Annotated in this window: 13 protein-coding genes and 1 riboswitch; of the genes, 5 read left to right on the top strand and 8 right to left on the bottom strand. The window is 40.4% G+C overall.

What is annotated here, in order from left to right:
• Positions 1-74 precede the first annotated feature (74 nt).
• The 5 genes from QQK06_RS08600 to QQK06_RS08580 form a co-directional block, all read right to left on the bottom strand.
• A complete protein-coding gene (locus QQK06_RS08600) occupies positions 75-389 on the bottom strand; it encodes a DUF1330 domain-containing protein (protein WP_284244253.1) in 315 nt (104 codons plus the stop codon).
• A gap of 271 nt (positions 390-660) precedes the next feature.
• Positions 661-1065 (bottom strand): DUF1801 domain-containing protein, encoded by a 405-nt coding sequence (locus QQK06_RS08595; RefSeq protein ID WP_284244252.1) that lies wholly within the window; start codon positions 1063-1065, stop codon positions 661-663.
• Positions 1066-1102: 37 nt separating this feature from the next.
• Positions 1103-1498 carry a universal stress protein gene (locus tag QQK06_RS08590; RefSeq protein ID WP_284244251.1) on the bottom strand — a complete coding sequence of 132 codons (396 nt, stop codon included), beginning with the start codon at positions 1496-1498 and terminating at the stop codon, positions 1103-1105.
• 112 nt (positions 1499-1610) lie between these two features.
• Entirely contained in the window at positions 1611-2078 is a 468-nt protein-coding gene (locus tag QQK06_RS08585; RefSeq protein ID WP_284244250.1) for a nuclear transport factor 2 family protein, read from the bottom strand.
• 127 nt (positions 2079-2205) lie between these two features.
• On the bottom strand, positions 2206-3243 hold the full coding sequence (locus QQK06_RS08580; RefSeq protein ID WP_284244249.1) for an alpha/beta hydrolase: 1038 nt from the start codon (positions 3241-3243) through the stop codon (positions 2206-2208).
• A gap of 283 nt (positions 3244-3526) precedes the next feature.
• On the opposite strand from QQK06_RS08580, the gene QQK06_RS08575 reads away from it, so the two are divergent.
• The 4 genes from QQK06_RS08575 to QQK06_RS08560 all read left to right on the top strand — a co-directional run bounded on the left by QQK06_RS08575 (position 3527) and on the right by QQK06_RS08560 (position 8943).
• Positions 3527-4393, top strand: a complete 867-nt coding sequence (locus QQK06_RS08575) for a PEP-CTERM sorting domain-containing protein (RefSeq protein ID WP_284244248.1) — start codon at positions 3527-3529, stop codon at positions 4391-4393.
• A 130-nt stretch (positions 4394-4523) separates the two neighbouring features.
• Positions 4524-6395: a CocE/NonD family hydrolase gene (locus tag QQK06_RS08570; RefSeq protein WP_284244247.1), complete on the top strand. Its 1872-nt coding sequence runs from the start codon at positions 4524-4526 to the stop codon at positions 6393-6395.
• 507 nt (positions 6396-6902) lie between these two features.
• The gene (locus tag QQK06_RS08565; protein ID WP_431313658.1) at positions 6903-7748 is read left to right on the top strand and encodes a hypothetical protein; all 846 of its coding nucleotides are present in this window, start codon (positions 6903-6905) and stop codon (positions 7746-7748) included.
• Positions 7749-7758: 10 nt separating this feature from the next.
• Positions 7759-8943, top strand: a complete 1185-nt coding sequence (locus tag QQK06_RS08560) for a DUF4785 domain-containing protein (protein ID WP_284244245.1) — start codon at positions 7759-7761, stop codon at positions 8941-8943.
• Positions 8944-9217: 274 nt separating this feature from the next.
• On the opposite strand, the gene QQK06_RS08555 is transcribed toward QQK06_RS08560, so the two are convergent.
• Complete coding sequence (locus QQK06_RS08555) at positions 9218-10405, bottom strand: amino acid aminotransferase (protein WP_284244244.1); 1188 nt, start codon at positions 10403-10405, stop codon at positions 9218-9220.
• Positions 10406-10663: 258 nt separating this feature from the next.
• Positions 10664-11374 (bottom strand): DUF445 family protein, encoded by a 711-nt coding sequence (locus QQK06_RS08550; RefSeq protein ID WP_284244243.1) that lies wholly within the window; start codon positions 11372-11374, stop codon positions 10664-10666.
• A 115-nt stretch (positions 11375-11489) separates the two neighbouring features.
• On the opposite strand from QQK06_RS08550, the gene QQK06_RS08545 reads away from it, so the two are divergent.
• On the top strand, positions 11490-12347 hold the full coding sequence (locus QQK06_RS08545; protein WP_284244242.1) for a peptidylprolyl isomerase: 858 nt from the start codon (positions 11490-11492) through the stop codon (positions 12345-12347).
• A gap of 52 nt (positions 12348-12399) precedes the next feature.
• Here QQK06_RS08545 and QQK06_RS08540 read toward each other — a convergent pair whose 3' ends face one another.
• Positions 12400-12819, bottom strand: a complete 420-nt coding sequence (locus QQK06_RS08540; RefSeq protein ID WP_284244241.1) for a hypothetical protein — start codon at positions 12817-12819, stop codon at positions 12400-12402.
• Positions 12820-13129: 310 nt separating this feature from the next.
• Positions 13130-13221, bottom strand: a riboswitch (cyclic di-GMP riboswitch).
• Positions 13222-13293 lie beyond the last annotated feature (72 nt).

Genomic DNA, 13293 nt, shown 5'->3' with positions numbered 1-13293 from the left:
TTTTTACAGCGGCCTATATTTTGTGGCTGCGAATATTACCACTGCAATGCTGGGCTGTCACTTGAGCACATATATTATTCGGGCTGTTGAGAGTTAATTTGATAACTGGCAACAATGGTAGTGTGACGCACCGAGCGGGTAAAATACTGCTCCTTTACTTGCACATAGTCGCTATCGGTAAAGAAGCTATTCATTGCCGATTCGTCTGGAAAGTTGATGGTAAACACCCGGTTAATAGGCTCATTGACTTGAGAAAGTAGTACTTTTGAAACGACAAAGTCATAGCCAAAAGAGCCACCGTATTGTGTTAAGATTGGCTTCATTGCCTGGCGATATTCACCGTAGACCTCATCATTGCTGACATCAAGTCCGACTAACATTTCAATCATTATTAATTTCTCATTTATTGATAGTTAAATAAGGTGTAATACCAATTGAATTAATGATTTGATCATTCAGCGAGAATTAAAAGGCTGATAGGCAAGGCATTGATTGCAGAGAATGGTTATTCCCTTGTCAAAATCAATAACACAGCATATTAGCCTTTTAAACTCGTCCTTCGGAAGCTTGTCAGGAAATTGATAACTTTACAAATTGCTTTGTTCTAACTTCCCTGAGATAGCTCTGAACTGATTAAATATTTATTTCAATTGGTATAATTTAGGCACCTAATAAAGGTAAGTGTTTAAGTTTTTTATATTGCATCGCTAGTTCTAGACAGTGGCGAACAGCTTTTTCCGGCAGTTTTTCATCAATATTCAGTACTATGGCCCGATTAGCCTGAAAAGTTAATGAATCTGAATAGAGCTCCCGAAAGGTGTCGATCAGTTTAGTCTGACAATGAAAAAACAGATAATAGTGCTCTTGTGTTTTAGCTTTCCAATCTATACGTACTGGGCTGCCATTTTGAACCTGGTAGCTGAGTTCGCCCCACTTTATTGTTTCGTCGATCTCACCCAGTTGTAATTCATTTGCGACAGTGAAAATGAGCTGTCTTAACTCTAGGATAAGCGGTTTGATAGCATGAGGATAGCTCTCAAGCTTCACCTGCATTTCTGTTTTCATTGTCCTTACGCTATTTATTCCCATATTAACTGGTAGGTTATATTCTCATCAGTGAAACGTCACATTTTGCATAATTTGCCACTGCGTTAGCGGTTGAACCAATTAACGCATTGAGGCCTTTTTTAGAATGAGTGCCTAATATAATTAAATCAGCACGCTTTTTTTCTGCCAAAGTGCAAACCTGCTCATAAGGTTTACCAAATTTGATCGAAACATTTTTCTTCGGAATTTGAAATGACGATGTGATAGCTTCAACTTCAGGTAAAGTATTTTCTTTTAATTCTTTTTGATAATCTTTAGGGAGCAAGCTATATGGAATAACATGGATGACAAACAGTTGTGCCTGATGAATTTGTGAAAACTCGTGTGCTTTTGCTAATATTTCTTTGCCTTCTTTACTGGCTTCAATAGCGCAAACGATAGTGTTATACATTACTCGCTCCTGTCTCAATTATGATGATAAACAAAACAATTATTTAATAGAGTGACAGATTATCAAGCAAGTTGCTAATAATCTGCACAGTTATTGGTATGATTATTATAGTTTATTCGTGGTATTTTCTGATCACGGCGATTTTACCGTTTTCGATTTCCAGTACGTCCATCATGGTTGATGTATAGTTAATCGGCTGCTTGTTTTGCGGATGAATACCTTTGGCACTATTTCGATAACGCACGGCAATCGCAGTGTCATTAAAAACAAAGGTGTTTAATATTTTTGCGCTGTACTCTGTATGTGCGCCGAGATAAAAGCTCATGCCTTGGCGCATTTGAGCCTTGCCATCGGGCTGGCGGCTGTCATCGGTAACATAAGGTAAATGTGTCGAGCCAACATCGTCAGTCATTAACGCCAAAAAGTTTTCAATATCTTGTGCTGTAGCATTTGGCGCTTGAGTTGCCATCATTTTAGTAAAGTAGTCTTGTGCCAGTGTGTTAAGGTCTGTTTTAACTTCTTTTGCTGCGGCTAAGTTTGAGACAATCAGCAATAATGCGATGGTTAAAAATTTTTTCATCGTTAACTCTATTTTTTGTTAATTTTTTGTTAATTTTTTTGGATTTTGCCAGTTAGCCAAAAAGTAAGCTTTCTGAATTTACTGAAAAACTTACCACTAAAAAATCAATAAAGCGACAAAGAACGAATTATTTCGTATTACTTAGTTTAAGTTCTTTTAGCGCATGTTGGATAGCCGTTGAATCAGGATAAAAATGCAAACTGGCCTGTAATACTTGTTGAGCAGCATTAGGCTGAGCGAGTTTTTCCGCCAGAAACCAGCTGAGTCCGCGCATATTTTTTTCCCGTGGTTTAATTGGATAATGCAGTCGCTGGCTGAGTTGTTGATAATGGTTAATGATGTCAGTTGCCGTCATGGTTTGTGCTTGAGTGTCGCGAATTGACCAATCCTGATATAACCAGGCGAGGCTGTCATAGATTCCTTTAAAGGCGGACAGCATATGGTCGGTGTTTGCTAATGTACTGGCTGTCCAGGTCAACCCTGAGGGGGCGCTGTTTTTAAATACCTGTGCCAGTTTTGCATAATCTTGTTGAATAAGGCTGTGCTCGATATCACCTATTGCCAAATAAAACTGGCTTGATAGCTGAGGGTGAGTGTTAAGAAACTGGGAGACCAATTGAGTTAACTGCGGCGCATAGTGCATTGATGGACTTAAGGCAATAAAAGCGGAAAAGCTCTGTGGATACTGGGTAAACATCTGAGTAACCAATAAGCCGGATAATGAGTGGCCAATAATAAAACGCCCGCCATTAGTGCGGTAGTTTTTGGTAACAAAGGCCATGGCTTCTTCCCGGATAAAGGCTGAGTATTTTTGTGCCTGCGGGCTTAATACCATACTGTTTTCTTCATCGATAAAAGGAAAGTTATCGTCGCTGTAGTTGCCGGTGTGAGGAAGGCCAACAACGATCATCTGATCTATGCCATACCTTGCGGCCTGAATATCAACGATAGTGCTGGCCCAATGAAAATTATCTTGATCGTTTAACGTCACTAACACCGGGTAGCTTTTATCTGACTGCTCTGCATAGTTTTTGGGTAAATGAACCAGCACGGGTCGCGTTTCATTTAATGCCGCAGAGTGAAATTGATGTTTGATAGTGACGCTCTTACTCCAAGTGAGTGAACTGAAAAGTAAAGTAAGTATTAAGGTAATTATTTGGGGCATGAATAGATCCTTGGTAATTATTGTTACCAAGACAAAAGCAATTTAACTGCCAATTAGTAATGCATTGAATTTATTATATTATTTGTTTCGCATTAGTTGTGCGAACACTCGATTAGCTGTTCGCGAACAGTAGAGCCTCACCTTGCCCCAGGCTTTTGTACCGTTTTTTTTACAATTAGTTAACAGGAGGTGGTGTTTTTTTGAACGAATTATAAAGATTTTGCTTGAGTTTTTATGTATGATAGCGCTGTCATTTTCAAGGGTGTAGATAAAAGGAAATATAATGTCTTGTTTTAAAAGGGTATTTGCAAAGTTATTGCTTGTGCTGGCATTGCCATCTGCACATGCAGGATTAATCGATTTGGGTGTCGCTGATAAATATACTATGGCAGTAGGCCAATATGATTTTTTTGGTATGCCAGTAGGCGGTAATTTGAATCTTGGTAGTGAAGCCTGGATTCATGGCAGTGTTGCGGCCAGCAATTATATAGGTTTTGGTAGCGGTGCAATTGTTTACGGCGATGCATGTTCTGCAAATATTACCGCTGGAGCTGATGTTAGCGGAACGGCATCTGAATGTAGCGATGTCGTGAAGGAGAACAGTGCTGTCTTTGACCAATTGTCATTAGATATTGCTCAAGCAAATGAGCAGGCCGGTGCATTAGGCGGGATTGATTTTGGTGCCATCAATAGCTCGGTTGCTATTCAGGCTAATGCTTATGATGCGCTGGCTGTGTCAGCCATTGATTTGACGTCAGGGGAATATTTAACCATTAATGGTTCTGCGAGCGATCAGTTAATACTGAATATTAGCGGTAATGCCTTTGTTGGTTCAGGTGCAGGGATTTTATTAACAGGAGGCTTAACGTCAGCCAATGTATTTTTTAACTTTATTAATGACGGTCAAACTACCTTTAATTTTGGTGGCGCTAATATTAGCGGTACCTTCCTTGCTAATAACGGTGCCTTTATTGCTGGCGATGGTGCGCAATTAGATGATGTTCGCTTTTATACCAACAATACCTTAATTGCTAATGTCCAAACGGTAAGAACAAAAACACCAGTTGAGGTACCTGAACCTTCGACTATTTTAGTGTTTCTTATTGGCATTAGTTTCTTGTTAGTTCGTGCTAACTTTAAACACTCGTAATTGATTTTGTACGATTTAAAAGGCTCTTAATAGAGCCTTTTTTTGTGGTTTGTGGTTGTAGCTTGCCTATAGGTTTCATCCTTGTCACAATAATTTTGCCTACAAAAATAATAATGGATGATGCCCCTCTATGTTAAGAAAACTGCTAATTGTCGCTGTACTATTTATTGGTAGTACTACCGCTGTTTTTGCCGATAATAATAAAACGGATAAGCGGGCGGATTATATTCGTCAGCATTATGCAAAATACGAATATCAGATCCCAATGCGTGATGATAAAACTCTTTTTACCACGGTATATACACCTTACGATAATTCAAAAGCCCATCCTATTTTGATGCAACGTACTCCTTACTCAGTTGGCCCTTATGGGGTTAATAATTATCGAAGCCGTTTAGGGCCATCTGAAGCATTTGAAAAAGAGGGGTTTATCTTTGTTTTTCAAGATGTCAGAGGGCGATTTCGCTCTCAAGGCGAGTATGTCAATATGCGACCACAAGATGCTTACCTGCGCGGCAAAAATGCGGTTGATGATGCCACCGATACCTATGACAGTATCGAATGGTTAGTGAAAAACATTGAGCGCAATAACGGTAAGGTTGGCATGTGGGGAACATCTTATCCAGGTTATTACACTTCTGTCGCCTCTATTAACGCTCATCCGGCATTAAAAGCCATTTCACCACAAGCACCGATTGCTGACTGGTTTTTTGATGATTTTCACCGTAATGGCGCTTTTGCCTTGCCGATGGCTTTTGTCTTTTTTGATACTTTTGATAATTTCCCGAAAGAAAAACATAGCTATTGGCCAGAAGGTCAGGATATGGCAACTCACGATGGCTACCAGTTTTTTCTTGATTTAGGGCCGTTATCTAACGTTAATAAAAGCTATTTTCATAATAAGCGTCCGTTCTGGGATGAATTAACAGAGCACCCCAATTATGATCAATACTGGCAGTCACGCAATTTACTGCCGCATTTAAATAATACTAAACCGGCGACTCTAATAGTCGGTGGTTGGTATGATACTGAAGACTTATACGGCCCACTTAAAACCTATCAAACCATGTCTCATGGTAATCAAAAAGACCATATACAACTAGTGATGGGGCCTTGGTTCCACGGCCAATGGAATAGAGATGACGGTAATAAAATGGGCGAAGCAGACAATGGCTTTAATACCAGTGACTGGTTTCAGAAAAATGTCTTGTTACCTTTTTTTAATCAACATTTAAAATCTGGTGATGATGCTTATATAGCTCAAGCAACAGTGTTTGATACTGGCGCAAACCGTTGGCAACGCTTTGAGCAATGGCCGCCGAACGCGGTAACTAAACAAACTTTGTATTTACAGGCCAATGAAAGCCTGAGCGCCGACAAGCCAAAAGTTAAAAATAGCTTTTCTGAATATCTAAGCGATCCAAATAAGCCGGTTCCTCATTCGAAAAAAATCGGTCGCGGTTGGGATCGTGAATATATGGCAGAAGATCAGCGTTTTGCTGCTCGTCGTCCGGATGTTTTGATTTTTGAGACTGAACCGTTAACCGAAGATATGACCTTATCTGGCAATATTGAGCTGAAATTGCAGTTTAGTACTTCTCAGTCGGCGGCCGATCTGATCGTTAAGTTAGTCGATGTCTTTCCGGCAAAAGATGAAAACAATAACAAACTGGATAAAACTCTAGGTAATCGGCATGAGCTGGTGCGTTGGGGGTCAATTCGTGGCCGTTTTCGTGACTCGATGACTGAGCCTAAACCTTTTGTGCCAAACCAGGTTACGCCGGTGAATTTTGAGCTTTATGATGTCATGCATACCTTTAAGCGCGGTCACAAACTGCAAATTCTGGTACAAAGCAGCATGTTCCCGTTCCTGGATCGTAACCCGCAACACTATGTTGATAATATCTTTAAGGCGATGGAAGCTGATTTTGTTAAAGCGGATCACAGGATTTATCATCAGGTAGGTAATGCTAGTCAGATAGAGCTCTCTGTGTTGAAATAAAGTGTCTAACCCAGCGTTAAAAAAGCCTCGTACTCACGAGGTTTTTTTATGCCTGTAATTAACACCATTTTGGAGCAAATTCTTCAGCAGCCAGAGTGGCGATTTCTGATAGAAGCTTTTAAGTGTTGCCAGCATTTGAGCAACCTGCTGTTAGTTGATCAGCCGGTCCTTTTACATGCTGGTTCTACTGAATAAACTGTAAATTTATGCTTTTTATCTATTTTTAGGTAAAAAGTGTAATAGGTAGGTGTCCACGTTTTAAACACCATTGCCCTTTCCGTAATTACAACTGCTTATTTAGTTTAAAGTGATCCGACTAGGTTTAGAGTAACTACTTAATACAGACTTAAATCTGATGGCAGATATGTATGAATTTTCGTCGTTTTTTTACCTTGCAAAAGATTAACTGGCTGTTAAAACTAAATTAAACAGGTAAGAGGTTTGACCTCAAACCTGTTTAATTAAATAGATAAAAATTTAACAACAGGAATTACTATGAAAAAAATAATGACAGCCATAGTACTTAACTATTTAGCAATAACAGGAATAGCAAGTGCCAATCAGGGCTTAGCCTTTATCCATGGAACTGGGCACCAGACCGATGCCTATAACGATTACTGGACGGGAGACTTTGTTAACTCGGTTCGTCAGGGCTTACCTGATAGCAGTAAGTACACGGTGATCAATTGCGACTTTGATCAATATATGTGGGCTGAGGATGCTGCCGGTTGCTTAGCAAATCAGCTTAACAGTTTTATATCAGCCAAAAGTATTACCAGTTTAACCTTACTTACTCATTCAAATGGCGGCAATGTAGTACGTTGGATTTTGTCTAATCCAACTTACGATAGCCGTTATCCGGCTATTATCAGCAAAACTACAGAAGTGATTGCGCTTGCTCCGTCAAGTTTAGGTACACCACTTGCCGATGCGGTAACTCAAGGCAATGTTTTTGAAAGTAGCTTGGGCTGGTTACTTGGCTATGATTCCGATGCAGTAAAACAGCAGCAAGTGAGCTGGATGGCTTACTATAACGATAACTGGTTATTGGGAACCAATGGTCGTCCCGGTTTACCTTCTACTTTTAAAACAGTGATTGGTTCAGATGTGGAGTCTGCCATTTGGGATGGGGACAGTTACTGTGCGGGTTATCAGTATCAGGTAGCACTTGAAACAACACAGAACTGGTTGGATTCCTGCTCTGATGGTTTTTTGGAATGTAGTTCACAAGCTGGCGCTGGTTCGGTCTGGTTTACCGACAAACAAAGAACAAGCGATAGTGAGCCGTTAAGCCATCAGCAGTCTCGCCGAGATTGCTTTAATTTAGACGTAATTATCAGAAATGACATATAAGGAGATAAAGATGAAATTTTTAACACTTACCTATAGTGCCTTAAGTGTCAGTGCGATATTACTCTCTTCGTCACTATGGGCCCGCCCACTCTCTAGCCAATCGCTTGACTTAGTCTCGGTAAACGCACCTGAGCATAAAGTGGAACGTAAGTCGCTACATTTTAGTCAACCGATAAACAGCACGCAGCAGCTATCGTTTGCAGCGAAACCATTTACCCATACCAGTGATGAATATTGGCTTGAGGTAACGGGCAAACAGTTAAATGATGGCCTAGATGTTAATATTACTCAGCCAGGTGCGTTAATTCGCTTATCGGGTAAACGTGCCAACGCTCCGGGTGCAGTGAATAGTCTCGCTATCGATCCGGAAAAAATAGCGCTCAGTAAAGGCGCAGAAAAACTGTCTAGTCCATTTAAGCAAAAAGTCTCACAACAGCAATTTGCTACCGCCAATATTTTTCCTAATAGTAGTGCGGTGCAACTTGATAAACGTATAGGCAAAGGCGTATTTAAGTTAAAAGTTAATCAGCAACTTAACGGTCATGAGCGTTACCTTATTAATGTTAAAGAAAAAGGCTCACCCTACCGATTGAAAGTAACGATTCCTCGCCAGTCGATTTTAGCCACTCAACATTTGGAACTGGATATGGCTATGCATAATAAAAATGACCAGCTGGACAATAGCCGTTATAGCGCAGTTATTAAATCACCCAATGGTGACGTTATGCCGGTTAAATACCAACAGCATGATGGTAAATACAGTATTACTTTACCTGAAATGGCTACGTCAGCTTTACCTGGGCAGTTGTACGAGTTACAAGTTTCCTCTCACGCCAGTGATAATGGTTTAAAGATTAGCCGTAATGGTAAAGTAGCGTTTGCGATTAGCCAGCCAACCGCGAAAATGACGGGCAAGGTAGCAGTTGAAAATACCCATGCCGTTATTGGTGTTGAGGTCGCCAGTGAAGGGCGTTATGAAATTAGCGCTATTGTCTCTGGGGTAAATAAGCTGGGCGAACAACAGCAGGTGATGCTAAGTCGCTCTGCACATTATTTACAGCCGGGTGAACAACACGTGCAGTTAATTTTTGATACGCAATTGTTAAAACAAGCTAGCGTATTACCGCCGTATCAGTTGAGTCAATTACGACTCGTTGACCAAAGCCGTATGGCACTGTTGCAGCAGCAACAATAATAAATATTTTATTGTGACAGGCCGATCACAGCGAATAGCATTGTTAGGCCTGTTTGGTTGCCAAATAATTCTGGTGTTAAAATAGGCGCTTCAGTAGTCTGTTTTGATCGCTGTTATTTATATTACTAGTAATCAACTTAGTGCATATGAGGTAAAACTGAGAAAAAGTGCTTAAAGAAGTCTCTAAGTTTATTTGACCGTTACACTCGCGTAAAAAAAGCCTGTCAGTGAATCGCTGACAGGCTTTTATTTTTTATTAGTAACGTGAATAGTGTTACAGCACTTTAGCGATAGATTGCGCTAAGTAATCGACATTGGAGTTAGCTATACCAGCAATACTCATGCGGCTTGAACCTACCATGTAGATGCTGTACTCGTCTTGTAATTGTTGTACTTGCTCTGGGGTAATACCCAAGAAAGAGAACATACCTTTTTGACGCGTGATAAAGCTAAAATCACGAGTTACACCATTCTCTATTAATTTATCAACGATTAACTGACGGTTACCATTAATGCGGTCGCGCATTTCTTTTAATTCGCCATACCATTGATGACGTAATTCATCAGAATTTAAAATGGTTTCTACTAGTGCGGCACCATGTGCTGGCGGCATAGAGTAGATACAACGCACTACTGATAATAATACTGAGTTAGCAATATCTGCTGCGTTGGCAGATGAACCGATAATAGTGGTTGCACCGATACGTTCACGGTATAGACCGAAGTTTTTCGAGCAAGAACTACAAACGATCATTTCTTCAACGCTGTCAGCGATTAAACGTAAGCCATAGGCATCTTCATCTAAACCGTCACCAAAACCTTGGTAAGCCATATCAACAACAGGTAAGAAACCAACAGTTTTTGCGACTTCTGCAACTTGTTGCCATTGTTCATTGGTTAAATCCATACCACTTGGATTGTGACAACAAGCGTGTAATAACACAGCATCATCGCTGCTTACTTCTTTTAGCGCAGCTAACATACCGTCAAAATCTAAGGTTTTATTTTCGTAATCATAATAAGGATATGTTTTAACGGTTAAACCTGCAGCTTCAAATAAACCTGTGTGGTTTGCCCATGTTGGGTTGCTGACCCAGATGGTTGCGCCAGCTTTACATGATTTAATAAATTCAGCGGCAACGCGTAATGCACCTGTTCCACCTGGCGTTGAAACGGTACGAGCACGATTCTCGATAAGCACTTTGTGGTTACCAAAAATCAGTTTGCTCATTTCGTCGTTAAATAATGGTGAACCGGTTGGGCCAATATAAACTTTGGTATCTTCATTGTCGTGACGATATTTCTCAGCCTTTTTTACACAATCTAAAATTGCTGTATGTCCAGCTTCATCTTTATAAACACCTACCCCTAAATCAATTTTTTGAGGGTTCGCGTCATCACGATATTTAGCCAATAGACCTAAAATAGGATCGGCTGGCAAAGCCTTTAAGCTACCAAACATGTCTCCATTTACCTTATAGCAAGAGAGGGATTTTACTAGGTTTTGCGCCGTCGCAAAATTAGCATTTAAAATCCACATTGATTAAAGCGCAAGCATAGCTTTAAACAAGCGAAAATTAAAGGGATTTAGATTAAAAATCCCACTAAGATATAGTCCATTTGGCACTAACAAAGATCGGAATTAAATGAGATGGAAAAAGTGAAAATTTCCGCAACGATTTCTATACGGTTTTATTAGGCGTTGCGGAAAGGTAAAATGTTAAATATTGTTGGTAATTGCCGCGATAAATCCGATAATTCCACCGAATACACCACCCCAAACCACTAACCAGCCTAGGTGTTTACGGATCATCTCCTGGATAATTTCCTTTACAAGTTGTGGGGTTAATTCATTTAATCTTTTTTCGATGATATCGCTGACTTTTAACCTCATGCTAGTCATGACATTTGGCTGTTCAAGCTGATCACGCAAAATGGTATTAAACTGCTCACTTTGCGAGATCCGTCCCATGGTTTCTTTCATTTTATCAATAAAAGGTTCACGCATAGGTTGTAATGCTTGCGCGCCGCCAACCATAGCAAGTATGCCGCTAAAAGACGAGTTTTCAATAACGTTGACTAGATCGTCAAACGCTGGTGATAAATCGATTTTCTCAATGACCGGCGCCAAGTCTAAGGTGCTGGCGTGACCTGTACTGTCAGATAGAAAGCGATCGATATTTTCCTCGGTAAAGAATTGTTCCATCATTAGGTTGCGAATACCGGCTTTAAAATCTTCAAAACGTGCCGGGATCACCCCAGAGCCATATAACAGCGGGACTTTTTCAAATAGCATATGTATCGCTAACCAGTTAGTAATGGCACCGGACAGGGCAAATAGCCCAATACTGTAAATGATGGCCTGTTCGCTATACCAGCCGCCTAGGGTAAATGCCAGTGCCAAGAGGTTAGTGATCATGCTTTTATTCACTTTTATCTCCGTTTGCTTATTTGATGATAACCGGCGCTAGTGTATCAGGGCTTAGGGATTGCGCCAAGCGAGCTGATTTGGTTAACTAAACAGCAACAACAATTAGGAAAAAATTATGAAAATGAAATCGTTAGCGCTTGCCTGTAGCTTAGTTCTGTTCGCTTCTGCCAGCTCGTTTAGCCAGACGCAAGACTCTCAATGGCGTAAATTGGATCCCGAGAATACCGTACTAATGACTTTACCTCAGGGCAAGGTAGTGATCGAACTGGCACCTCAGTTTGCGCCAAACCATGTAAAGCAGTTTAAGACGCTGGTTAAAAAAGGCTTTTATGATGGAGAAAAGTTTTATCGGGTGATCGATGGCTTTGTCGCTCAGGGGGGGCCGGAAGACGCCAGCGAAAAGGATAAATCAGTAGCGCCGTTAAAAATTGAAGGAGATTTTGCGGTTGATAATAAGTGGTCATTCACTTTAGTACAAAATAATGACTTATTCGCGCCGCAAACTGGCTTTAAAGACGGTTTTGCTTTGGGTTATAGCCCGAAAGAGCAAAAGGCCTGGTTGTTACATTGTCCTGGCGTGATCGCCATGGCAAGGGAAAATGAGCCTGATACCGCCACTAGCCATTTTTATATCCCTAATGGTCAGGCACCTCGCTATTTAGACCGCATTATGACGGTATTTGGCCGAGTAGTTTATGGCATGAATCATGTCCAGTCGATCACTCGTACCTCAGTCATTGAAGGTGCAACGGAGGTGGATAAAAAAGATTATACTCCTATGGTGAAAGTGCAATTGATGACGGATGTGCCAGTAGCGCAGCGCCTTAATCTGGAAGTGAAAAATACCGAGCATCCAACATATGCCGAGAAGTTAGCCGAGCGCAAACAACGCGATCATACGTTTTTCTACAAAAAACCGCCGCAAGTGCTAGATATTTGCCAAACGCCGGTTGGTGTACGTATTGCGCAGTAACAGATTAATAGATGAGTTAGCGCAAGTTAAGCAATAACTCATCTATTACTCGCTAGCTAGCGATAGGATCTTTGAGTAATTCATCAACCAGCCAGGTTTGACCTTTTTTAACCATTTTTATGCTTTTGAGTTCTTTATAGGTTTTACCATGACGATCACCAGTAAATAAAATGGTTAATTTACCGGTAGTATTAAACTCTTCTCTTACTTTAAAGTCTGCGAGCGCCGCATCAATTTTTGTTGAGTCAAAAGACATATTAAATAAACGACGAGCGGCATTTTGCGCGGTGCGGTACTGAGTGAGCTGCTTGGCAAAATCAGGTGTACAGTAACTGGTGGCTTGTTTGATATCTTTTTGATTATAGAGGGCGTCGAAAAATGCCACTGCGACTTGATCGGCACTAATCTCTTTTGGTTCGTTACAAGCACACAGCGTTAACGCGAAAAAAATAGCAATAATAATCGATTTCATTGATATACCTTATGTTAATTATCCTTAGTTGTTTAATTGGCATAAGTCAGTTTTTTGCCCATGGTTGATAGCAAACCTGATCTCTTGACTGTTAAAGAAACAGGTTATTTATACCGATAATATAATTTTCATTATCAATTATAGTCTGCCTATCGGCATCGTAGGTTTTTCTTTGTTGATCACACATAATTTACTCTTTAAAAAGTGGTTAATTAAGGTGCATGCTGAAAATGGGCAGCAGAAACTGCTGGTATACAAGGGATATTGAGCTGTTATTAAGCAACTTGGTATTACAATTCAATACTCCAGTGTCGGTAGCTACGCCATCATAGAAACTTTTCAAATTTCCTTAGACCGCTGGCTTTGCGTCCTAGACTTTCATCTAGTTTGCCTTTTTCAACTGATGCGTGCTCAATGTAACGAATTTTTGGATAAATGTACAGATTCCACCTGTGGCTAATCTAGCTGTTCGGT

This window comes from Thalassotalea insulae, from assembly GCF_030161395.1.
GTDB lineage: Bacteria > Pseudomonadota > Gammaproteobacteria > Enterobacterales > Alteromonadaceae > Thalassotalea_E > Thalassotalea_E insulae.
This window is presented reverse-complemented; position numbering and strand designations above follow the sequence as displayed.